At 72.2% G+C, this 21259-nt stretch carries 20 protein-coding genes; 6 read left to right on the forward strand and 14 right to left on the reverse strand.

The annotated features are described in order from the left end of the window. The 3 genes from IFT73_RS10045 to glmS are packed head-to-tail and all read right to left on the reverse strand — an operon-like array spanning window position 1 to window position 3647. Complete coding sequence (locus IFT73_RS10045) at window positions 1-1449, reverse strand: bifunctional ADP-dependent NAD(P)H-hydrate dehydratase/NAD(P)H-hydrate epimerase (protein WP_192167541.1); 1449 nt, start codon at window positions 1447-1449, stop codon at window positions 1-3. Continuing rightward, window positions 1443-1796, reverse strand: coding sequence for a holo-ACP synthase (locus IFT73_RS10050; RefSeq protein ID WP_056606299.1), 354 nt, complete (start codon window positions 1794-1796; stop codon window positions 1443-1445). The genes IFT73_RS10045 and IFT73_RS10050 overlap by 7 nt, the downstream gene beginning before the upstream one ends. A 6-nt stretch (window positions 1797-1802) precedes the next feature. Next, complete coding sequence (gene glmS, locus IFT73_RS10055) at window positions 1803-3647, reverse strand: glutamine--fructose-6-phosphate transaminase (isomerizing) (protein WP_192167542.1); 1845 nt, start codon at window positions 3645-3647, stop codon at window positions 1803-1805. Between the two features lie 127 nt (window positions 3648-3774). On the opposite strand from glmS, the gene coaA reads away from it, so the two are divergent. Beyond that, complete coding sequence (gene coaA, locus IFT73_RS10060) at window positions 3775-4716, forward strand: type I pantothenate kinase (RefSeq protein ID WP_192167543.1); 942 nt, start codon at window positions 3775-3777, stop codon at window positions 4714-4716. A 19-nt stretch (window positions 4717-4735) separates the two neighbouring features. Here coaA and IFT73_RS10065 read toward each other — a convergent pair whose 3' ends face one another. The 4 genes from IFT73_RS10065 to rplM all read right to left on the reverse strand — a co-directional run bounded on the left by IFT73_RS10065 (window position 4736) and on the right by rplM (window position 8146). Beyond that, a complete protein-coding gene (locus IFT73_RS10065; protein WP_192167544.1) occupies window positions 4736-5701 on the reverse strand; it encodes a GNAT family N-acetyltransferase in 966 nt (321 codons plus the stop codon). A gap of 125 nt (window positions 5702-5826) precedes the next feature. Then, window positions 5827-7173 carry a phosphoglucosamine mutase gene (gene glmM, locus IFT73_RS10070; RefSeq protein ID WP_192167545.1) on the reverse strand — a complete coding sequence of 449 codons (1347 nt, stop codon included), beginning with the start codon at window positions 7171-7173 and terminating at the stop codon, window positions 5827-5829. Between the two features lie 6 nt (window positions 7174-7179). Continuing rightward, a complete protein-coding gene (gene rpsI / locus IFT73_RS10075) occupies window positions 7180-7683 on the reverse strand; it encodes a 30S ribosomal protein S9 (protein WP_056606284.1) in 504 nt (167 codons plus the stop codon). A gap of 19 nt (window positions 7684-7702) precedes the next feature. Continuing rightward, window positions 7703-8146, reverse strand: a complete 444-nt coding sequence (gene rplM, locus IFT73_RS10080) for a 50S ribosomal protein L13 (protein ID WP_056606281.1) — start codon at window positions 8144-8146, stop codon at window positions 7703-7705. Between the two features lie 267 nt (window positions 8147-8413). On the opposite strand from rplM, the gene IFT73_RS10085 reads away from it, so the two are divergent. Then, complete coding sequence (locus tag IFT73_RS10085; RefSeq protein ID WP_056606278.1) at window positions 8414-9712, forward strand: citrate synthase; 1299 nt, start codon at window positions 8414-8416, stop codon at window positions 9710-9712. 55 nt (window positions 9713-9767) lie between these two features. On the opposite strand, the gene IFT73_RS10090 is transcribed toward IFT73_RS10085, so the two are convergent. After that, a complete protein-coding gene (locus IFT73_RS10090; RefSeq protein ID WP_192167546.1) occupies window positions 9768-11378 on the reverse strand; it encodes a S8 family serine peptidase in 1611 nt (536 codons plus the stop codon). A gap of 96 nt (window positions 11379-11474) precedes the next feature. Between IFT73_RS10090 and truA the strand changes: the two genes are divergently transcribed. Together truA and IFT73_RS10100 are read left to right on the forward strand one after the other, a co-directional pair. Beyond that, window positions 11475-12293, forward strand: coding sequence for a tRNA pseudouridine(38-40) synthase TruA (truA, locus tag IFT73_RS10095; RefSeq protein ID WP_192167547.1), 819 nt, complete (start codon window positions 11475-11477; stop codon window positions 12291-12293). A gap of 79 nt (window positions 12294-12372) precedes the next feature. Continuing rightward, the gene (locus IFT73_RS10100; protein WP_192167548.1) at window positions 12373-13164 is read left to right on the forward strand and encodes an endo alpha-1,4 polygalactosaminidase; all 792 of its coding nucleotides are present in this window, start codon (window positions 12373-12375) and stop codon (window positions 13162-13164) included. A 12-nt stretch (window positions 13165-13176) separates the two neighbouring features. On the opposite strand, the gene IFT73_RS10105 is transcribed toward IFT73_RS10100, so the two are convergent. Genes IFT73_RS10105 through IFT73_RS10115 form a run of 3 tightly spaced genes read right to left on the reverse strand, consistent with a single transcriptional unit; the run spans window position 13177 to window position 15328 of the window. Then, window positions 13177-13863, reverse strand: a complete 687-nt coding sequence (locus IFT73_RS10105; RefSeq protein WP_192167549.1) for a zf-HC2 domain-containing protein — start codon at window positions 13861-13863, stop codon at window positions 13177-13179. After that, window positions 13860-14414, reverse strand: a complete 555-nt coding sequence (locus IFT73_RS10110; protein WP_371811233.1) for an RNA polymerase sigma factor — start codon at window positions 14412-14414, stop codon at window positions 13860-13862. Before IFT73_RS10110 ends, IFT73_RS10105 begins: the two co-directional genes overlap by 4 nt. A 59-nt stretch (window positions 14415-14473) precedes the next feature. Continuing rightward, a complete protein-coding gene (locus tag IFT73_RS10115) occupies window positions 14474-15328 on the reverse strand; it encodes a DUF4394 domain-containing protein (protein ID WP_056606260.1) in 855 nt (284 codons plus the stop codon). Between the two features lie 120 nt (window positions 15329-15448). Here IFT73_RS10115 and IFT73_RS10120 point away from each other — a divergent pair, with 120 nt between their 5' ends. Further along, window positions 15449-16051, forward strand: a complete 603-nt coding sequence (locus tag IFT73_RS10120; RefSeq protein ID WP_192167550.1) for a methyltransferase — start codon at window positions 15449-15451, stop codon at window positions 16049-16051. A gap of 243 nt (window positions 16052-16294) precedes the next feature. Here the strand turns inward: IFT73_RS10120 and IFT73_RS10125 are convergent, their stop codons facing one another. Beyond that, on the reverse strand, window positions 16295-17077 hold the full coding sequence (locus IFT73_RS10125) for an SDR family NAD(P)-dependent oxidoreductase (RefSeq protein WP_192167551.1): 783 nt from the start codon (window positions 17075-17077) through the stop codon (window positions 16295-16297). An 86-nt stretch (window positions 17078-17163) separates the two neighbouring features. Here IFT73_RS10125 and IFT73_RS10130 point away from each other — a divergent pair, with 86 nt between their 5' ends. After that, window positions 17164-18021, forward strand: a complete 858-nt coding sequence (locus IFT73_RS10130) for a helix-turn-helix transcriptional regulator (protein WP_192167552.1) — start codon at window positions 17164-17166, stop codon at window positions 18019-18021. 231 nt (window positions 18022-18252) lie between these two features. On the opposite strand, the gene IFT73_RS10135 is transcribed toward IFT73_RS10130, so the two are convergent. Together IFT73_RS10135 and IFT73_RS10140 are read right to left on the reverse strand one after the other, a co-directional pair. Next, window positions 18253-19311 (reverse strand): cohesin domain-containing protein, encoded by a 1059-nt coding sequence (locus IFT73_RS10135; RefSeq protein ID WP_192167553.1) that lies wholly within the window; start codon window positions 19309-19311, stop codon window positions 18253-18255. Window positions 19312-19364: 53 nt separating this feature from the next. Next, complete coding sequence (locus IFT73_RS10140) at window positions 19365-21185, reverse strand: amidase family protein (protein WP_192167554.1); 1821 nt, start codon at window positions 21183-21185, stop codon at window positions 19365-19367. Between the last annotated feature and the right edge of the window lie 74 nt (window positions 21186-21259).

A 21259-nucleotide genomic window follows, 5' to 3' on the forward strand; every position in this document is an offset into this window, starting at 1 on the left:
TCACGACCTCCAGTCGCGCACGTCGTCGAGCCGGCCGTCGTGGAACGCCGCCAGCGTGCCGGGCAGCGCCGCGGCGACCGACGTCGCGGTCACGGGACCGCCGTGGTTGGCGCGGACGCTCGCGGCGCCGTGCAGGAACGCCGCGAGGGAGCCCGCGTCGTGCGGATCGGCGCCCGAGGCCAGCAGCGAGCCGGCCAGACCGGCCAGGACGTCGCCCGAGCCCGCGGTGCCGAGCCACGGCGAGCCCGTCAGGTTGACGCGCGTCGTGCGCCCGGGCGACGCGACGAGCGTCCTCGACCCCTTCAGGAGCACCGTCGTGCGCCACCGCTCGGCGGCCTCGGTGACGTGCGCCAGCGGCTCGGCCTCGACGGCGTCGCGCCGGGTGCCGAGCATGTCGGCGAGCTCGCCGGCGTGCGGCGTCAGCAATGCGGGGACGTCGAACGTGTCGGGCAGGTGCTGCAGGGCGCTGGCGTCGACGACCACCGCGACCCCGTCGTCGAGGGCGTCGGCGAGCTGCTGCTCGGCCTCGTCGCCACCGCCGGGCCCGACGACCCAGGCCTGCACGCGACCGGCGCCCGCCACGACCTCGGGGGCGCGGTCGACGACGCGCCGGCTCAGCTCGGCGTCGCCGACGAAGCGCACCATGCCGGCCATGCCCGTCAGGGCGCCCGCGACGCACAGGTGCGCCGCGCCGGCGTACTGCGACGAGCCGGCGCGGATGCCGACGACGCCGCGCGAGTACTTGTGGCTGGTCGGGGCGCGCAGCCAGTCGAACGTCTCGACCAGCAGGTGGCCGTCGGTGGCCTCGATCGCCTCGATGCTGGGCGCCGGCAGGTGCGGGCCGACGCCGATGTCGACGAGCCGGGCGATCGCGGTGTCGTCCCACCCCGACGCGCCCGCAGCCGGGCTGACGAGCAGGGCGTTCTTGTAGGTGCCGAACGTGACGGTCGCATCGGCCATGACGTGGTGGGAGGACGCGGGCAGCGTCGCGCCGTCGACGTCGACGCCCGACGGCACGTCGACCGCGACGGTGTGCGGACGTGCGCCGGCGACCCACTCGGCCCACTCGGCCGCGCGGCCCGTCAGCCCGGGGCGCGCCCCGATGCCGAACAGCGCGTCGAGGCAGTACCGCTGGTCGCCCGGACCGTCGACGACCTGGGCCCCCGCGGCCGTCGCCGCGGCGAGACCGTCACGGTGCACGCGCCCGGGGTCGAGCAGGCACAGGTCGACCCGCACACCCCGGTCGAGCAGGTGCACCGCGGCGTACAGGGCGTCGCCGCCGTTGTCGCCCGGCCCGACCAGCACCAGCAGCACCTCGCCGGCCGGCACGGCGTCGAGCGCGTCGGCCAGGCCCCGCGCGGCGCGGCGCATCAGCTCGCCGTCGGGCAGGCCGGCGGCCAACGACGCCTCGGCGGCCCGGACGTCGGCGACCGTGTGCGCCGTCAGCACTCGGCCACCACGAAGGCCGTCGCGACCGAGACGTCGTGCGAGATCGACACGTGGATCGTCTCGATGCCCAGGGCCCTCACGCGATCGGGGGCCGCGCCGTGCAGCGCGAACGAGGGCGCTCCCCGGTCGTCGTGGACGATCTCGAAGTCCTGCCACGACAGGCCCGCGGGCGCGCCCATGGCCTTGGCGAGCGCCTCCTTGGCCGCGAAGCGTCCCGCGAGCGACTCGAGCGGCAGGGCCGCCTCGTCGGGCGTGAACAGACGGCTGCGGAGCGTCGGCGTGCGCTCGAGCGACGCGGCGAACCGGGGAAGGTCCACCACGTCCACGCCGACTCCGACGATCGTCATGACGTCCTACTCGACCGTGACCGACTTGGCCAGGTTGCGGGGCTGGTCGACGTCGTGGCCGAGCTGGTGCGCGAACTCGGTCGCGAAGATCTGCAGCGGCACGGTGGCCACGAGCGGCTGCAGCAGCGTCGGGACCTTCGGCAGGCGGATCAGGTGGTCGGCGTACGGGATGACGTCGTCGTCGCCGTCCTCGGCCAGCACGATCGTGCGGGCGCCGCGGGCACGGATCTCCTGGATGCTGCTGACGGTCTTCTCCTGCAGCTGGTCGCGACCCTTGGGCGGCACCACGACGAACACCGGGAGACCCTCCTCGACCAGCGCGATCGGACCGTGCTTGAGCTCGCCCGCCGCGAAGCCCTCGGCGTGGATGTAGGCCAGCTCCTTGAGCTTCAGCGCGCCCTCGAGCGCCACGGGGTAGCCCACGTGCCGGCCGAGGAACAGGATCGAGCGGGCCCCCGACAGGTCGCTCGCGAGCTTGCGCACCTGGTCGCCCTCGTCGAGCAGCCGCTGGATGCCGGCGGGGACCGCGGCGATCTCGGCCAGGATGTCGTCGATCTCGTCGCCGTACTTGGTGCCCTTGACCTGCGCGAGGTACAGCGCCAGCAGGTAGCAGGCCACGACCTGCGACAAGAAGCCCTTGGTCGAGGCGACCGCGACCTCCGGACCGGCGTGCGTGTAGATCACGGCGTCGGACTCGCGCGGGATCGTCGAGCCGTTGGTGTTGCAGATCGACAGGACGCGGGCGCGCTGCTGCCGCGCGTACCGGATGGCCATCAGGGTGTCCATCGTCTCGCCCGACTGGCTGATCGCGACGACCAGCGTGCTCTTGTCGAGGATCGGGTCGCGGTAGCGGAACTCCGAGGCGAGCTCGACCTCGCACGGGATGCGCGTCCAGTGCTCGATCGCGTACTTGGCCACGAGACCCGCGTACGAGGCGGTGCCGCACGCGATGATGACGATGCGGTCGACCTCGCGGAGCTCGTCGTCGCTCAGGCGCATCTCGTCGAGCTGCAGCTGACCCCCCGGCGAGTGCCGCCCCAGCAGGGTGTCGGCGACGGCCTGCGGCTGCTCGTCCATCTCCTTGAGCATGAACCACTCGTAGCCGCCCTTCTCGGCCGCCGACACGTCCCAGTCGACGTGGTACTCGGTGGTCTCGGCGGGGGCGCCGAAGAAGTCCGTCACGACGATCGCGTCGGGCGTGATCGTGACGACCTGGTCCTGGCCCAGCTCGACGGCGTCGCGGGTGTGCTCGATGAACGCCGCGACGTCGGAGCCGAGGAAGTTCTCGCCGTCGCCGCGACCGACCACCAGGGGCGAGTTGCGGCGGGCACCGACGACGACGTCGGGCTGCTCGGCGTCGCAGATCACGAGGGTGAAGGCGCCCTCGAGGCGTCGGCACACCGCGCGCACGGCGTCGGACAGGTCGGGGGTGCGGGCCAGCTCGTCGTGCAGCAGGTGGGCGACGACCTCGGTGTCGGTCTCGGACAGCAGGTCGTGCCCGGCACGCTCGAGCTCGGTGCGCAGCACCGCGAAGTTCTCGATGATGCCGTTGTGGACGACCGCGACGCGGCCCGTCTCGTCGAGGTGGGGGTGCGCGTTGACGTCGTTGGGGGCGCCGTGGGTCGCCCAGCGGGTGTGCCCGATGCCGGTGTGCGCGACGGGCAGCGGGTTCTGGGCCAGCTCGGCGTCGAGGTTCAGCAGCTTGCCGGCCTTCTTGGCCGAGTGGATCGTGCCGTCGACGACGAGCGCGACACCGCCCGAGTCGTAGCCGCGGTACTCCAGGCGGCGCAGACCGCCCATGACGACGTCGAGGGCTGAGCGCTGACCGACGTATCCGACAATTCCGCACATGGGGCCCAGCCTACCGGCGTCCGGCGCGCGCCCCGGGGATGCGCCGCACCCCGCCGACGTGACGACGCGTCCGGGCCCGAGGGGCCTCGTGCGCCACCTGCACCCGCGTGTGGCGAGAATAGCGGTCATGACACGCGAGCACTCCCCGTACGTCGAGCTCGAGAGGGCAGCGTGGGCCGAGCTCGCGGGCGACACGCCGCAGCCGCTCAAGCCCGACGAGCTCGAGCGCGTCCGGGGCATCGGCGACGAGCTCGACCTCGAGGAGGTCCGGCAGGTGTACCTGCCGATGACGCAGCTCATCAGCATGCGGGTGCGCCTGGCCGGGGCGCTCTACGAGGCCACCGAGGAGTTCCTGCACGCACCGCAGTCGCGCCGCACGCCGTTCGTGATCGGCATCGCCGGGTCCGTCGCGGTCGGCAAGTCGACGACGGCCCGTCTGCTGCGCGAGCTGCTGGCGCAGTCGCCCGAGCACCCCGTCGTCGAGCTCGTCACGACCGACGGCTTCCTGTTCCCGAACGACGAGCTGGAGCGGCGCGGGCTGCTCGACCGCAAGGGCTTTCCCGAGTCGTACGACCGCAAGGCGCTGCTGCGCTTCGTGATGGAGGTCAAGTCGGGCGTCGAGGTCGTCACGGCGCCCGTCTACTCGCACCTGACGTACGACCGGACCGACGAGGTCGTCACGGTCAAGGCGCCCGACATCGTGATCGTCGAGGGCCTCAACGTGCTCGCCCCCGCCCGTCCCCGCGGCGACGGCTCCCCCGGTCTCGCGGTCAGCGACTTCTTCGACTTCTCGATCTACGTCGACGCGTCCGGCAAGGACCTGCGCCGCTGGTACGTCGACCGGTTCCTGGCGCTGCGCAAGACCGCGTTCGCCGATCCCGAGTCGTACTTCCACCGCTACAGCTCGTTCACCGACGAGCAGGCCGTCGAGCGGGCGGGGCAGCTGTGGGACTCGATCAACTGGCCCAACCTGCGCGAGAACATCGCGACGACCCGGGGTCGTGCCTCGCTGGTGCTGCGCAAGGGCCCCGACCACGCCGTCGACTGGGTCCGCCTCCGCAAGATCTGACCGCACCGCCCGGGCGACGTCAGATCGCGCGGACGTACTCCCCCGTCCACGCGGTCTGGCGGAAGCCCAGCCGCTCGTTGACCGCGATCATGGGCGCGTTGCTCGCGGCGTTCTCGGTCGTGACGCGGCGGCGTCCCGCGAGCAGGTCGGCCGAGGCCTGCATCGCGCGCACCTTGAGGGCGAGCCCCAGCCCGTGGCCCCGGTGCTCGGGGCACACGAGCGTGTCCCACTGGTAGACCTCGTCCTCCTGCGGGAACGCCAGCTGGGTGTGCCCGGCCAGGTGCCCGTCGGGCGCCCGGGCGACGACGTCCTGCATCACCCGCCCCACCCGCTCGAGGTCGGCCTCGTCCGTGCGGACGCGCTCGGCGTCCCAGTGCTCGTCCTCGAGGCCCGCGTCGCCGCTCGGTGCCTCGGACGTCAGGATGCGCCGCAGCTCGGCGTACTCGTCGACCCACCGGTCGGGGCACCGCCCGCGCCACGTCTCGAGCGTGTAGCCGTGGGCGACGAGCAGCGGGGGCAGCGTGGCGGGCAGGGCGAGCTCGCGCACGGCGTCGAGGACGTCGAGCCGGAAGCCGCGGGCCTCGGCGAACCACCGTCCGGCGTCGCCCTCGACGTCGACGCCCCACGCGGGCATCGAGAACGCGGTCGTGCGGTCGTGCGCGCGGGCGGTGCCGAGCAGGTGCTCGAGCACCGACGTGCCGTGACCACGGCGGCGGTGCTCCGGCGGCACGAAGACCTCGACGAAGGCGAACTGCGTGTTGTCCTTGAGCGGCATGACCGCCCACCCAGCGGCCACCGCGACGCCCGCCCCGTCGCGTCCGACCACGACGATCTTCGTGCCGTACGCGTCGTCGGTCAGGTTGACGCGCTTCTCGACCGCGAGCCACGGCGCGTCGAACGGTCGCGCGGACGAGCGCAGGTAGACGTCGTGGAACGTGCCGAAGGCGTCGGGATCGCCGACGTCGACGACGTGGATCTCGGTCATGGGCTCACCCTAGGTCGCGCCGAGTGGTGCGAACACGTCGCCGAGTGGTGCGCCGTGGTCGGACACGCCGTCCCAGGACGTCCGGTCCGCACCACTCGCGGTACCGGGCCGGGCGGTGGTCGGGGTCAGCGGGCGAGGGTCGTGCGGACGACCTCGGCGAGGTGCTGGGCGACCGACGTCGCCTCCTCGTGCGTCGCGGCCTCGACCATGACGCGCACGAGCGGCTCGGTACCCGACTGCCGCAGCAGCACCCGCCCGCTGTCGCCGAGGCGCGACGTCGCGATCGCGACCTCGCCCTGCAGGACCGGGTCGGTGTCGGCCCGCGACTTGTCGACGTCGGGGACGTTGACGAGCACCTGGGGCAGGCGGCGCATGACGGACGCGAGCGCCGACAGCGTCGAGCCGGTCTGCTGCATGCGGGCGGCCAGGTGGGCTGCCGTCAGCACGCCGTCGCCCGTCGTGGCGAAGTCGGCCATGATGACGTGGCCCGACTGCTCGCCACCCATCGTGAAGCCGCCCGCGCGCATCGCCTCGAGCACGTAGCGGTCGCCGACGGCCGTCTGGATGACCGTGATCCCCTCGGCCGTCAGCGCCTGCACGAAGCCGAGGTTGCTCATGACGGTCGCCACGACCGTGTCGTCGACGAGACGGCCGGCGTCGCGTGCCGCCAGCGCCAGGATCGCCAGGATGTGGTCGCCGTCGACGACCGCACCCGTCTGGTCGACCGCGAGGCACCGGTCGGCGTCGCCATCGAAGGCGAAGCCAGCGTCGGCGCCGTGCTCGACGACGGCCTTCTGCAGGTCGTCGAGGTGCGTCGACCCGCAGTTGGCGTTGATGTTGAGCCCGTCGGGCTCGGCGTGGATCGTCACGACCGTGGCACCGAGCTGCTCGAAGACCTCGGGTCCGACCCGGTGGGCGGCCCCGTTGGCGCAGTCGAGGACGATCGTGAGCCCGTCGAGGCGGCCGGGGGTCGACTCGACCAGGTGCTTGACGTAGGCCGCGACACCCGCGTGGCTGTCGCCGATGCGACCGACGTCGGCGCCGACGGGCCGGTCCCACGGCTCCTCGAGGCGGTCCTCGATGAGCCGCTCGATGTCGTCGTCGAGCTTGAGCCCGCCGCGGGCCAGGAACTTGATGCCGTTGTCGGGCATCGCGTTGTGGCTCGCCGAGATCATGACGCCCATGTCGGCGGCCAGGTGCGACGTCAGGTACGCCGCACCGGGGGTCGGCACGACCCCCAGCCGGTGCACGTCCACGCCGGCAGACGCAAGACCCGCGACCACCGCGGCCTCCAGGAACTCTCCGGAGGCGCGGGGATCGCGGGCCACGACTGCTGTGGGGCGCTGGTCGGCGAAGGCACCGACCTCACCCAGGACGTGGGCCGCGGCGACCGCGAGGTCGACCGCGAGCTCGGCGGTCAGATCACGGTTCGCGAGACCGCGAACGCCATCGGTGCCAAAGATCCGGCCCACGCGGGATCAGCGCTTGCTGTACTGAGGTGCCTTACGCGCCTTCTTGAGACCGGCCTTCTTGCGCTCCTTGATGCGCGAGTCGCGCGTCAGGAGTCCGGCCTTCTTGAGGACCGGACGGTTGGCCTCTTCGTCGATCTGGTTGAGCGAGCGGGCCACGCCCAGGCGCAGCGCGCCGGCCTGACCCGTCATGCCGCCACCGGTCACGCGGGCGATGACGTCGAAACGGTCCTGCAGACCGGTCTCGGCGAACGCCTCCTTGGCGATCTGCTGGTGCAGCTTGTTCGGGAGGTACTCCTCGAGCGGCTTGCCGTTGACGGTCCAGACGCCGGTGCCGGGGACGATGCGCACGCGGGCGATGGCCTCCTTGCGGCGACCCGTGGCAGCACCGGGGGCGATCGTCGCCGGCTTGCTGGAGGTCTCGGACGAACCAGCCGTCTCGGAGGTGTACGCGACACCCTCGGAGTTGGTCTGGAACTCGGTGGTCTCTTCGGTGGTGGCGGTCTCAGCCATGATGACGCTTACCTACTCTTTACTGGGAGATCTGCGTGATCTCGAACGGCTGGGGCTTCTGGGCGGTGTGCGGGTGCTCGGGGCCGGAGTAGACCTTGAGCTTGGTGATCAGCTGGTCGCCCAGACGGTTCTTGGGGAGCATGCCGCGCACGGACTTCTCGATCGCCTTGCGGGCGTCCTTGTCGAGCAGGTCGCCGTAGGCGATCGACTTGAGGCCGCCCGGGTAGCCGCTGTGACGGTAGGCGAGCTTGTCGGTGCGCTTGTTGCCCGACAGCGCGACCTTCTCGGCGTTGACGATGATGACGAAGTCGCCACCGTCCACGTGAGGCGCGTAGGTGGGCTTGTGCTTGCCGCGCAGGAGCGTCGCAGCCTGGACGGCGAGACGGCCCAGGACGATGTCCTCGGCGTCGATGACGTGCCACTGACGGGTGATGTCAGACGGCTTGGGGCTGAACGTGCGCACGGCGTGACCTTCTCGTTCTTGGGGTGTGGTGGCTGGAAAGCTGCATCCAGCGCTGCGGTGGTCGGCGCCCTGGCACGAGTGGCTGGGCACAACGACACACTAGGTTAACCGGCCGCGACCGAGAAGGTCAAAACGAGCCCCCCTCGACGGCGTCCCGACGGGTCCGGGACCCACCCGCGTGGCGATGAGGGTTCCCTCACGTCTAGGTTGAGGGGAGTTCGGCGACATCACAGCCGCGCTGTTCCTTCACGTCACAGGAGACCCATCGTGACCGAGAACCACACCCTCACAGTCCGCGACAACCGCACCGGCGAGGAGTACGAGCTCCCCATCACCGACGGCACGGTGCGCGCCAGCGACTTCGGCAAGATCGGCAAGACCGAGGACGAGCCGGGCCTGGCCCTGTACGACCCGGGGTTCACCAACACCGCCTCCACCCGCAGCGCCGTGACCTACATCGACGGCGACAAGGGCATCCTGGAGTACCGCGGCTACCCGATCGAGCAGCTGGCCGAGAAGTCCACCTACCTCGAGGTCGCCTACCTGCTGATCCACGGCGAGCTGCCGACCCGCGAGCAGCACGACCAGTGGGTGCACGAGATCACGTTCCACACGTTCGTGCACGAGAACCTGAAGTCGCAGCTGCAGGGCTTCCGCTACGACGCGCACCCCATGGGCATGCTGCTGTCGAGCGTCGGCGCGCTGTCGACGTTCTACCCCGAGGCCCGCAACATCAGCGACCCGCAGGTCCGTCACGACCAGGTCGTGCGCCTGATCGCCAAGATGCCGACGCTGGGCGCCTGGTCGTTCCGCCACGCGCAGGGCAAGCCGTACGTCTACCCCGACAACGACCTGACCTACACCGAGAACTTCCTCTCGATGCTGTTCAAGATGTCGGAGCAGAAGTACAACCCCGACCCGCGCCTGGCCAAGGCCCTCGAGGTCCTGTTCATCCTGCACGCCGACCACGAGCAGAACTGCTCGACCAACGCGGTCCGCTCGGTCGGCTCGAGCCAGGTCGACCCGTACTCGGCCGTCAGCGCCGGCATCGCCGCGCTCTACGGCCCGCTGCACGGTGGCGCCAACGAGGCCGTCCTGAAGATGCTCAAGCGCATCAAGGTGCCCGAGAACATCCCGGCGTTCATCGAGGGCGTCAAGAAGGGTGACGAGAAGCTCATGGGCTTCGGTCACCGCGTGTACAAGAACTTCGATCCGCGCGCCACGATCATCAAGAAGGCCGTCGACGACGTCTTCGAGGTCACGGGCGTCAACCCGCTGCTCGAGATCGCGCAGGAGCTGGAGCGCATCGCGCTGGAGGACGAGTACTTCGTCAGCCGCAAGCTCTACCCGAACGTCGACTTCTACTCGGGCCTGATCTACGAGGCGCTGCAGTTCCCGCCCGAGATGTTCACGGTCCTGTTCGCGATCCCGCGCACCTCCGGCTGGCTGGCCCAGTGGATCGAGCTCGTGGACGACAAGGAGCAGAAGATCGCCCGCCCCAAGCAGATCTACACGGGCGACCGTCGTCTCGACTTCACGGCCGCCGAGGACCGCTGGTCGAGGTAGATCCTCCGTCCCACCCCGAGGGCCCCCACCGCGTGCGGTGGGGGCCCTCGCGCGTCTAGCGCACGCGCACGCGTCGCACGACCGACCTGCTGCCCTCGAACGACCCGGTGCCGAGGTACACGACCCTGAGGCGGTGGACGCCCGCGCGACGCAGGCGGGGTGTCTTGACCGTGATGGCGCCGTTGCGCCGCGGCGAGACGTACGCCGTGCGCACGATCCTCGATCCGTCGAAGACGCGGATGCGGCCGACCGGACGGGCGCCGGACGTCGTCGAGCGCAGCCGCACCCGCACGACCGACCTCCCGCCCGGGCGCACGGTGCGGGCGGAGACCTTCGCCGACACCGTGGTGCCGGCGCGGGCCGGAGCCGCAGCGGCCGCGACGTACCCGAGGTCGAGGACGCCGGCGGTCCCGGCGCTCGTCGAGGGACGCACCATGGTGGGCAGCGTCGCCTCGATCTGGGCGCCCGACAGGCCGACCGACGAGAGCAGCGCCGCCGCGCCCGCCACGGCGGGTGCCGCCATGCTGGTGCCCGACACGGCGGCGTACGCCGGCGCGCCGGTCGCCGTCGCGTACGTCGAGATGACGGCCACGCCGGGGGCCGAGACGTCGACGGACGGTCCGGTGTTGGAGAACGACGCGCGGGCGCCGGCGTCGTCGGTGGCGCCCACGGAGATCACGCCGGGGCAGCTGCCCGGCGCGTAGCCCGCCGCGTCGCGTGCGTCGTTGCCGGCCGCGGCGACCACGACGACCCCGCGGCTGCGCGCCGTCGAGATGGCGTTGGAGAGCGTCGAGGTGCACCGTCCCGGCCCGGCCAGCGACATCGTGACGACCTGCACGGGCGACGGGTTGGCCGGGGCACCGGCCGGCGGCGACCCGGCCGCCCACAGGATGCCGCGGGCGATCGCCGAGTCGGTGCCCGACCCGTCGGCGTCCAGCACTCGCACCGGGACGATCGTCGCGCCCGGGGCGACCCCCGCGACCCCGCGGCCGTTGTCGGCCCGGGCCGCCACGATCCCCGCGACGTGCGTGCCGTGGTGGTCGCCGGGATCGGTCGGGTCGGCGTCGTTGGAGACGGCGTCGTACCCCGCCGCCCACGTGAGGTCGGGGTGCGTCGTGCGGCCCGTGTCGAGCACCGCCACGCGGACGTCGGGGCTGCCCTTCGTGCGCTGCCAGAACGCGGGCGCGCGGGTGCTGAAGCCCCCGCCGGCCCGACCCGTGTCCCACAGGTTCTTCTGCTGCGGGAACAGCGGGTCGTCGACCGACACGGGTGGGGCGTCGGCGGCAGACCGGACGTAGTTGGGCTCGACCGAGCCCATGCCGGGACGTGACTCCAGCTCGGTCGCGAGCCGCTCGGCGACGTCGCCGGCCACGGGTTCGCCGAACTCGACCACGCGCGTGCCCCCGGGGCCGCGTCCGACGCCGTCGACGACGGCCGCCCGGTCCGCGACCTCGGTGGCGAGCTGCTCGACCGCGGCGCTGCCGCGGGTCGTCGTGACGACCAGGCCGGCCGCCCGGGGCGTCGTGGGGGTGTCGGGGGCACCGACACCGGCGACGGTGGCCGTGGCCGGCGGCGCCGGCTCGCTCGCCTGCGTGGGCGGCGCGGCGAGCAGCCCGACGAGCAGCGTCACCGCCGTCGCGGTGGACCAGGACGTGGCGGTGCGCATGGGACTCCCGGAGGTCGGTGGTGCGCCCACGGTAGTCGGCGATCGGCGCGAGGGCAGGACGAACGGGGGCACCGACCCAGCCGGTAGCGTGACGTCGTGCGCCTGCGACTCGACCTGTCCTACGACGGCACCGACTTCCGCGGCTGGGCCACCCAGCCGGGACTGCGCACCGTCCAGGGCGAGGTCGAGACCGCGCTGGCCACGATCCTGCGGCTCACGACGACGCCCCAGCTGACGTGCGCGGGCCGCACCGACGCCGGGGTCCACGCGCGCGGGCAGGTCGCGCACGTCGACCTGCCCGACGACGTCGAGCCCGACGCCCTCGCGCGGCGACTGCGTCGCCTGCTGCCCGGCGACATCGCGCTGCGGGCCCTGGCGCCGGCGCCCGAGGGGTTCGACGCGCGGTTCGCGGCGCTCGAGCGGCGCTACGTCTACCGTCTGTGCGACGCACCCGAGGGCCCCGACCCCCTGGCGCGCGGCAGCGTCGTGGCGTGGCGCCGGACGCTCGACGTCGACGCGATGAACGCCGCGGCCGAGCACCTGCTGGGCGAGCACGACTTCGCCGCGTTCTGCAAGAGGCGCGAGGGGGCCACCACGATCCGCACGCTGCTCGAGCTGCGGTCCGTCCGCGTGGGCGACCTCGTCGAGACGACGGTGCGCGCCGACGCGTTCTGCCACTCGATGGTGAGGGCGCTGATGGGTGCCCTCGTCGCGGTCGGCGAGGGACGCTTCGCCCCGGCGTGGTCGGGCGAGGTGCTGGGACGCGCCGCCCGCGACACCCGGGTGACGGTCATGCCGGCCCACGGTCTGGTGCTCGAGGAGGTCACGTACCCCGACGACGCGGGGCTGGCCGCACGGGCCGTGGAGTCCCGGCGGCGGCGCGACGAGCCGTCGCCGTGCCCCACGCCGCCGTGACGGCGCAGCGGCCCTGCCACACTGGGGCCATGACGACGACCGACGACCTCGTGGCACTCGCGTCGACGTCGTGCCGACCATGAGCGGGCTGATCACCGCGATCGCGGCCGTGCTGGCCCTGACCGCGTCACCCGCCCCCTCGCCGTCCCCCTCCCCGCCGCCCACCGCGGCGGTCGCCGACTACCAGCTCGGCGGGGCGTACCGGCCCGCCGCCGACGTCGGCGTCGTCACCCGCGACCGCTCCGAGCGGCCGGCCGCCGGACGCTACTCGATCTGCTACGTCAACTCGTTCCAGACCCAGCCCGGCACGCTGCGCTGGTGGAGGAAGAACCACCCGTCCCTCCTGCTGCGCGACGGCGCGGGGCGACTCGTCCGCGATCCCGGGTGGCCCGACGAGGTGCTGCTCGACATCCGCACGTCGGCCCGGCGCAAGGCCCTCGGAGACCTCAACCGCGCCTGGTTCGACCAGTGCGGCCGCAAGGGCTTCGCCGCCGTCGAGCCCGACAACCTCGACTCGTGGACCCGGTCGGGCCACCGGCTGACCAAGCGGCACGCCGTCGCCTTCGCGCGCCGGCTCGTGCGGGAGGCCCATCGGTCGGGCGTCGCGATCGCGCAGAAGAACGCCCCCGAGCTCAGCCGTCTCCGCCTGGGGTTCGACTTCGCGGTCGCCGAGGAGTGCGAGGTCTACCGCGAGTGCGGCGCCTACACGCGCACCTACGGCACCCGGCTGATCGAGATCGAGTACACCGACAACGGCCGCCGCGCCTTCACCCGCGCGTGCGCGGCACGGGCCGGACGCGCCTCGATCCTGCTGCGCGACCGCGACGTGGTGCCTCGCGGCTCGCGTCGGTACGTCTCGCGCAGCTGCTGACGCCCGCGAACCTCAGGACGGGATGTCGGCCGAGATGACCTCGTCGCCCGAGGCGTCGACGACGCGGAAGGCCGCGGCGTCGTCGAGCAGCACCGACGAGCTCATGTCGCACGTGATCTCCGTGCCGGCGACGCCGACGAACTCGCCGGCCTCGCGGCTGCTGCCGTCGTCGGCGACGACCCACATCCGGAACCGCTCCCCCGCGCGCAGCCCCGTGGCCTGCAGCTTGATCTCGAGACCCCACGTGTGGTCGACCAGGCCGGCGGTCGCCCTGACGCCCTGCACGACCTGCACCTCGGGCACGGCGATCACGGTCGGGCCGGAGGGCGCGTCGTCGCCGACCACGACGGCGGTGAGGACGACCGCGGCGGCAGCTGACGCCACGGCGACCGCGGCGGTCACGAGCGGCCCGCGGCGACCGCGCGACCGCGTCGGGAGCGGGGCGGGCGGCAGCGCCCGGCGGATGCGGTCGTCGAGCCCCGCCGGGACGCCGACGTCGACCGGTCGGACGGCATCGGGGTCGACCGACCGCAGGGCACGCGCGATCGGCCCGATCTCGGCGAGCTCGGCGGGGCACGTGTCGCACGCGGTGAGGTGCGCCCGCACCGCGCCCCTCAGCGGGTCGTCGAGCTGGCCCAGCGAGTAGGCGCCCAGGGCCTCGCGCAGCTGCTCGTGGTCGAGGTCGTCGAGCCCCGTCACGGCTCGATCACCATCAGGGCCATGGCGCGGCGCAGGTGACGCAGCCCGTGGAAGACACGGCTGCGCAGCGTGCTGACCGAGACGCCGAGATCGGCCGCGACGTCGTCGTACGACCGGTCGCGCAGATAGGTCTCGACGATCGCGGTGCGGTGGTCGTGGCTGATCAGGCCGAGCGCGCGGGTGACCAGGTCGACGTCGGCGAGGGCCGCACTGTGGTCGCTCATGTGGTCCTTCCCGTGCTGGTCGACGAGGTCCGGCAGGGCGGCGGCCCGCCGCCGGGCGGTGAGGTGGTCGGCGACGACGTTGCGCGCGATGGCGAACAGCCACGTGCGCAACGACGACGTCTGCGGGTCGTACCGGTCGCCGGCCCGCCAGGCCCGGACGATCGTCTCCTGCACGACGTCCTGCGCGGCGGCGTCGTCGAGCAGGCGTCCGAGAGCGTAGCGGTAGAGCTCGGCGCCGTGGAGGGCGTACCCCTCCCGGGCCAGTGCGTCGGGGGTGGGTCGTCCACCACCCGCGTCACCGGCCCGGGAGGGCCTCCACGGTGCCACCAGCGCTGCTCCTGTGCGTCGACGTACGAGGCCGTCGCCCGCTCAGGCAGCGTCCCCGGTCAGCGGGGCTGCGGGATGGCGAGGTCGGCGATGTCCTTATCGAACTTTGCCACCTTGGTGAACTTCCCGCTCAGCAGGTTGACGCGGTACAGCGTCGCGAGGCCGCCGCCCGTCGGGCGGATCGACGCGAAGCCGGTGTTGTCGGCGGTGCGCGTGCCCGAGTTCGTGCCCACGACGTCGAAGCCCGCGACGGGGCCCTGACGGGGTCCGAACGGACCCGACACGAGCAGGTTGCCGGAGTTGGCCGGGACCTGCTGCACGACCTGGTCGCGGGTCATGTCGAGGTTGAACAGCGTCGTGCCCGACGAGGGGTCGTTGTCGCTGTTGGTGTAGCCGGCGGCCGTGACGCCCGTCGCGACCGTGCCGTCGTAGTTCAGCGGACCGTCGACCGCGGTCGTGGGCGCGGGCTGCGAGACGTCGTGGCGCAGGTTCTGGCCCGTGTCGCTGATGATGCGCAGGCGGTCCGCGGCGGGGTTGAAGTCGACGCCGAAGTACGTGCCCTCGAGCGCGACGCTGAGCTGCGAGACCTTGCGGACGACTCCGTTGCCGCGGTTGACGACGTAGATGCCGCCCTTGTCGCCGACGGCGTAGACCTTGTGGTCGGCCGGACGCTCGTCGATGCCGATCAGGCGGACGTCGCCGACCAGGCCCTTGGCCTGGCCGAGGGCCTTGGTGCGCTTGCCCGTCGTCAGGCTGAACGTCGTCAGGTTCTTGCCGTTGGACGACAGTCCGAGCGCGGACTTGGGGATCGTGGACGTCGCAGCCTGGGCCGATCCGACGGCGGCCAGGCCGCTGCCGGCGGTGAGGGCCGTGACGGCTCCGAGGGCGATGAGATGACGTGTGCGCTGGCGCATGTGTTCCTCCGATGTCCGGGACGGCAACGGTGCCGGCCTCACACGGGTATACCCATCGGGAGGCGTCCGCGTTGACGATCCGCCGGACTTTCTTCGTCGACGCACTGGGAGACTGGCGTCGTGGCAGACCACTACTTCGACCGGACCCCCTCCAGCGACGACCGCCGCCAGGACGTCACGGCGGTCGTCTGGGGACGCGAGCTGACCTTCACGACCGCCAGCGGCGTGTTCTCGCACGACGGTCTCGACAAGGCCACCGCGGTGCTGCTGGGCGCCAGCACTCCCCCGACGTCCGGGGTCGTGCTCGACCTCGGCTGCGGGTGGGGGCCGATCGCGTGCTCGGTCGCGGCCGCCCCCGCCGACGCCCCGGCCGACCGCACGGTCTGGGCCGTCGACGTCAACGAGCGGGCGCTCGAGCTGACCCGGCTCAACGCCGAGCGCCTCGGCGTCGACGTCCGGGCCGTCCTGCCCGACGAGGTGCCCGACGACCTGGTCGTCGACCACCTCTGGTCGAACCCCCCGATCCGCATCGGCAAGCAGGCCCTGCACGAGCTGCTGCTGCGGTGGCTGCCACACCTCTCGCCCGACGGCACGGCCCGGCTCGTCGTGGGCCGCAACCTCGGTGCGGACTCGCTGCAGCGCTGGCTGGGCGAGCAGGGGTGGCCCACCACGCGCATCGGCAGCGAGAAGGGCTTCCGCGTCCTCGAGGTGCGCCGCCCCTGAGCGCACCGCGGCGCCCGCCACCTCGCGGCCTGTTCGGCACATGGTGTTGCGGCACGGGGTGGATGGCCCACATCCAAGAGCGCGTCCTTCCAGGCCACCGCACGTTTGTGGCGCGAAGTCGGTCGGCCTCCTCAGCACACTGGGCAACGACCTTCCATCGGTACCCGCCGCGGCCTTCGGCGCGGGCGCGTTGGGTCATCAGCGGCGCCGGCTGGGCGAGTGTCGGGGACGCGCCAGCTTCGCTCAGGCTCCCGCTCCGCCGTCGACTGGGATGATCGCTCCGGTCACCATTGACGCGCGGTCACTGAGAAGCCAGGCAGCTGCCTCGCCGACCTCGTGCGGCTGGGCCATCCGTCCCAGCGGGATCGAGGCGATGATGTGGCCGGTGACGCCGGGCGTCGCTACCTCCCACTCGTCGATCATCTCTGTGGCGGTGCCGCCCGGCGTGATGCCGTTGACCCGGATGCCGTGGGGTGCCCAGTTCACGGCGGCGGTCTCGGTCAGGCTGTTCAGCGCCCGCTTCATGGCGCCGTAGGCCGGCAGGGCGGGGTTGGCGCGACGGCTCCCGATGCTCGACGTGTTGACGATCGATCCGCCGCCCGTCCTGCGCATCAGCTCCCACTCGGCTGTCATGGCGGTCCAGTGTGCCCGGAAGTTGATCGCGAACTGCTCGTCGATGTCGTCGCCGGTCGTCGAGTCGACCGGACCTGGTACGCGCTGCACGGCGCCGGCGTTGTTGAAGGCCGCGTCGAGCCGGCCGTGCAGCTCGTCGACGCGGGCGACGGCGGCGCGGATGGAGTCGTCGTCGGCCAGGTCCATCGTGACGGCGCTGGCGGTACCTCCGTCGCGTTGGATCTCGTCGACGACGGCGTCGAGGGACGCGGTGCTTCGGGCGGCCAGGACGACGGAGGCGCCTTCGCGGGCGAAGAGTCGGGCTGCGGCGGCTCCGATGCCGCGGCTCGCGCCGGTGACGAGGACGATCTTGTCCGTGAGCAGGCCGATGGGCTGGGAGGGTGAAGGTGTCATGCGGCCAGTCTCGGCAGGCGTGACGTCCTGAGGCAGGCACAGCCGGTACTACCCTCCGCATGCAACCCGGCGGCACACTGGACGGCATGGACAAGCATGAGCTGGCCGCCTTCTTGCGTAGTCGGCGCGAGCGTCTGCGCCCCGAGGACGTGGGCATGCCGTCCGGTCCGCGTCGCAGGACCCCGGGTCTGCGACGCGAGGAGGTCGCGGTGCTTGCGCACATCTCCACCGAGTACTACGTGCGCCTGGAGCAGGCGCGCGCCCCGCGTCCGTCCGGTGAGGTCCTCGCATCGATCGCCGCGGCACTGCACCTGACCGACGCGCAGGCCGATCACCTGCACGTCCTGGCCGGCGTTGCCCCCGCGCGCACCAGTGTGCATCGACGCGACGTGCGCCCCAGCATCATGGCGCTCCTGGAACGGCTTCCGGCCACGGCCGGATTCGTGATGTCCGCAGCCTTCGAGGTGCTGGCGTGGAACGAGCTCGCCGGGGCGCTGATGGAGGACTTCGCCACGCTCGAGCCGGACGAGCGCAACCTGGCCCGACGGGCGTTCCTCGACGGGCGGTCCGACCGCGCGCCGCTCTTCGGTCTCGAGGACGTTGCGTCGTTCCGGCACCACGTCGTGATGGAGCTGCACGCGACGCTGGCCCGCTACCCGCGCGATCCGGTCGTCCGCGACCTGGTCGACGACCTGCGTGAGGGGAGTGCCGAGTTCGCTCGGCTGTGGGACCAGCACGACGTCCAGGCCCGGCCCGCACTCACCAAGACCTTCCGACACCCGGTGGTCGGGCCCGTCACCGTCGACTGCGACACCCTGACCCTGCCGGACCGCGACCAGCACCTGGTGCTCTACACGGCCGCCCCCGGATCTCGGGACGCCGAGATCATGCAGCTGCTCGCCGTCCTGGGGCCGGACCACATGCATAGCACTCGCGGGTCGTAGCGGCCGCAATCGCAGGCAAGAGCAGGTCGAGGTCACCTTCGCGACCTGGTCCGCAGATAGTGCTGCGCGCGGGATGTCCGGGCGCACGACCTCTGTGTCGAGAAAGACCTGACACCTCAAAGACCGCCGCTCACCCACTTCAGGTGAGCGGCGGGCTTGTTCATGCGGGAGCACCCCAGATCAACACCGTTGGCCGAACAGGCCTCGCGGTGACGGGCGCCGACATCACGGCTAGCGCCTGACGCGGATCCTCACCGAGTCGGTGCTGGCGCCGAATCCCTTCGACGGGACGAACCTGACGGCCAGGGTGTGCCGTCCCCTGACCTCCGGACGGAAGGTGATCGTGGCCCGGCCGCCGACCAGCGCGACGCGCTGACGGACGGTCCTGCCGCGGTACGTGTACGTCAGCGTGCCGGTCGGCACGACGCCCGGTGCCGAGACCCTGACCTTCGTCGTCAGCTTCCGCCCGGGCTTCAGCGTCCGGGGACTCGCCGACAGCGACGTCCGCGTCGACGCCTTCGCCACGACCGCGCTGCTCGCCGTCGCGGTGCCGGTCTCGTACCCGGTCCTCGACGCCGTCACCCCGAGCGTCACCGAGGCACCGGCGGCGGACGCCGGCACCCTGAACGTCGGGCCCGTCGCACCCGCGACGGGCACACCCGCCACGGACCACTGGTAGGCGAACTGCAGGCCCTCGACGTCCCAGCGACCGGGGTCGCCCTGCAGGACCGATCCGACCTTCGCCGTCCCCGAGATGCCAGGGGCCGACGTCGCGACGGGCGCGGCCTTCCTGGCGATCGCGAGCCGGGCCGAGCCGACGACCGGCGTCGTCGTGCTCGACGCCGAGCTCGTCACCGACGTCAGGTCGCTCGCCGTGACGGTCGCGGTGCCGTCGGCGATCGCGGTGAACGTCGCGGTGACCAGCGTGACGTCGTCTCCCGTCGCCGCGGGCGAGGTGCCGAGCTTGGTGTGCGTCACGACGACCTCGCCGGGTGTCTGCTGCTCGTACGTCGCGCCGCTGATCTCGGTGCCGGCACTGTCGCCCACGTAGGCGAGCAGCGCCGGGTCGTAGCCGAGCTCCATCGAGTACGCGTAGACGTCCTCGATGCGGTCGGCGGTCACCGTGACGTCGACGCGGTCTCCGATCGTGACGGTCGCGTCGGAGACCGTGACGGCGTACGGCTGCTCGTCGTCGGCCGCGGCGCCCGTGGCCGCCAGCGCACCGAGCGCCAGGGCCAGGGCGGTGCCGGCGGCCGCCACCGCGGCACCTCGCTGGGTGATCGCGCTCATGGATCGGTCCTGCCTTCCTCGGGTGGTCGTCGCTGCGGTCGTGCCGGGGCGCCTCATCGGGTCAGCCCCGGGTAGTTGGCCGGCGTCGTGCGGTGGTGCGTCGCCTGCTCGTAGGCGTACGTCAGCCCGATCAACGGGCCCTCGGAGTAGTTGCGACCGAGGAACTCGAGGTTGACGTTGGCGCCGACGATGGGGTTGGTGCCGTCGGTCGCGACCGCCTGGCCCATCGGGACCGTCACGGCGGGCATGCCGCTGTTGGGGCTCAGCCGCAGGTTCGTGCCGATCGTCCCGTAGGTCGAGCCCGTCGGGTAGATCAGGGCGTCGATCGCGTTGTCGTCGAGGATCTTGGTCATGATCGCCTCGCCGTTGGCGATCTCGGCGCGGTGCGTCGCGATGTACGTCTGGTACTGCTCCTCGGTGACCTTGGCGCGGGCCGTGTACGTCCCGTTGCCCGATCCGTCGGCCGATCCACGGCCCGTCACGACCTTGCCGGACCGCGCGATCTGGTCGAGCGAGCGGTAGGGCACGTCCTTGCCCAGGTGGTCGTCGATGTAGGTCTGCAGGTCGTGCCGGAACTCGTTGGTGCTGCCGCTGGCGTACCCGCCGACGGTCGAGAGGCTGTCGGTCAGCACGACGACCTCGGCGCCCTGGGCCCGCAGGTCGGCGACGGCCTGGTTGAACAGCCGCACGACGGTCGCGTTCGTCCCGATCGTGCTCTGCACGTAGCCCAGGCGCTTGCCCTTGAGCGCTGTCGGGTCGAGGTACGACGTGTAGGACGCGGGGATCCTGCCGTTCGACTCGGACGTGATCGGGTCGGCCGGATCGGCGCCCGCGACGGCGTCGAGGGCGACGGCCGCATCGGTGACGGACCGTGCCATGGGCCCGCCCGTGTCCTGCGACAGGGCGAGCGGCACGATGCCGGACCGGCTCGTGAGCCCGACCGTGGGGCGGATGCCGACGAGCTGGTTGTACGACGACGGGACCCGGATGGAGCCCCCCGTGTCGGTGCCGAATCCGATCGCGCCGAGGTTGCTCGAGATCGACGCCCCCGTGCCGCCGCTCGACCCACCCGACGTCTGGTTCAGGTTGTACGGGCTGTAGACCGTGGTCGTGGTGCCACCGACCGAGATCTGCGAGGTCAGGTTGATCGCGAACTCGTCCATGCTGGCCTTGGCCAGGATCACGGCTCCCTCGTCGCGCAGCTTGGCGACCATCGTGGCGTCGTCCGAGGTCTGGTTGGCCTCGAACGCGCCCGAACCGGCGGTCGTGGGCATGTCCTTGGTGTCGTAGTTGTCCTTCAGCACGATCGGGATGCCGTCGAGCATGCTGCGCGGGCCGCCGTGGGCGGCGCGGGCCGCGTCGCTGGCCGCCGCAGCCGTCAGCGCGTCCTGGTTGGTCGTGATGATCGAGTTCAGGTAGCGGTTCGCGAACTGCGCGAAGGGCAGCTTGTCGTACGTCGCGATGCGTTCGAGGTAGTCCCGGGTCAGCTCGACCGAGCTCGTGACACCGGCGTTCATGGCCTTCTGCATGTCGAGGGCCGACGCCTCGACGAGCTCGAACGGGCCGTCGTCGTAGAGGATGCGCTGCGAGAGCCGCGCGACGTCCGCGAGCGTGATGGTCGCGTCGCCGTCGTGGTCGGCCGCCGACACCGCGTCCCAGCCCGCGTCGCCCGAGCCCGTGCCGACCGCGGCCGTCAGCCGGTCGAGGTCGGCCCGGTCGACCTGCGAGTCGCCGGTCAGGTCTCCCTGCGTGTAGTACGGGGCCAGGAATCCGGCCGACGGGGCCTTCTCCTCGGCCGATGCCGCGCCGGTGGCGAGCCCCGTGCCGATCATGGCGAGCGCTGCCGTGCTCACGAGGGCGGCGCGGCGCCGCATCGCTGTGGTGTGTGGTCTCACGTGGGTCCTCTGGTCGTCTCGTACGTCCCCGAAGGGGGAACCGTACGAGCGCG

It is taken from the genome of Aeromicrobium sp. CFBP 8757 (assembly GCF_014841755.1).
Taxonomy (GTDB): domain Bacteria; phylum Actinomycetota; class Actinomycetes; order Propionibacteriales; family Nocardioidaceae; genus Aeromicrobium.

Excerpts from the sequence above, each read along its gene's own strand:
- IFT73_RS10050 (WP_056606299.1), bottom strand. The coding sequence starts at position 1,796 with ATGACGATCGTCGGAGTCGGCGTGGACGTGGTGGACCTTCCCCGGTTC.
- glmS (WP_192167542.1), bottom strand. The coding sequence starts at position 3,647 with ATGTGCGGAATTGTCGGATACGTCGGTCAGCGCTCAGCCCTCGACGTC.
- coaA (WP_192167543.1), top strand. The coding sequence starts at position 3,775 with ATGACACGCGAGCACTCCCCGTACGTCGAGCTCGAGAGGGCAGCGTGG.
- IFT73_RS10065 (WP_192167544.1), bottom strand. The coding sequence starts at position 5,701 with ATGACCGAGATCCACGTCGTCGACGTCGGCGATCCCGACGCCTTCGGC.
- rpsI (WP_056606284.1), bottom strand. The coding sequence starts at position 7,683 with ATGGCTGAGACCGCCACCACCGAAGAGACCACCGAGTTCCAGACCAAC.
- IFT73_RS10090 (WP_192167546.1), bottom strand. The coding sequence starts at position 11,378 with ATGCGCACCGCCACGTCCTGGTCCACCGCGACGGCGGTGACGCTGCTC.
- IFT73_RS10100 (WP_192167548.1), top strand. The coding sequence starts at position 12,373 with ATGAGCGGGCTGATCACCGCGATCGCGGCCGTGCTGGCCCTGACCGCG.
- IFT73_RS10115 (WP_056606260.1), bottom strand. The coding sequence starts at position 15,328 with ATGCGCCAGCGCACACGTCATCTCATCGCCCTCGGAGCCGTCACGGCC.
- IFT73_RS10125 (WP_192167551.1), bottom strand. The coding sequence starts at position 17,077 with ATGACACCTTCACCCTCCCAGCCCATCGGCCTGCTCACGGACAAGATC.
- IFT73_RS10130 (WP_192167552.1), top strand. The coding sequence starts at position 17,164 with ATGGACAAGCATGAGCTGGCCGCCTTCTTGCGTAGTCGGCGCGAGCGT.
- IFT73_RS10135 (WP_192167553.1), bottom strand. The coding sequence starts at position 19,311 with ATGAGCGCGATCACCCAGCGAGGTGCCGCGGTGGCGGCCGCCGGCACC.
- IFT73_RS10140 (WP_192167554.1), bottom strand. The coding sequence starts at position 21,185 with ATGCGGCGCCGCGCCGCCCTCGTGAGCACGGCAGCGCTCGCCATGATC.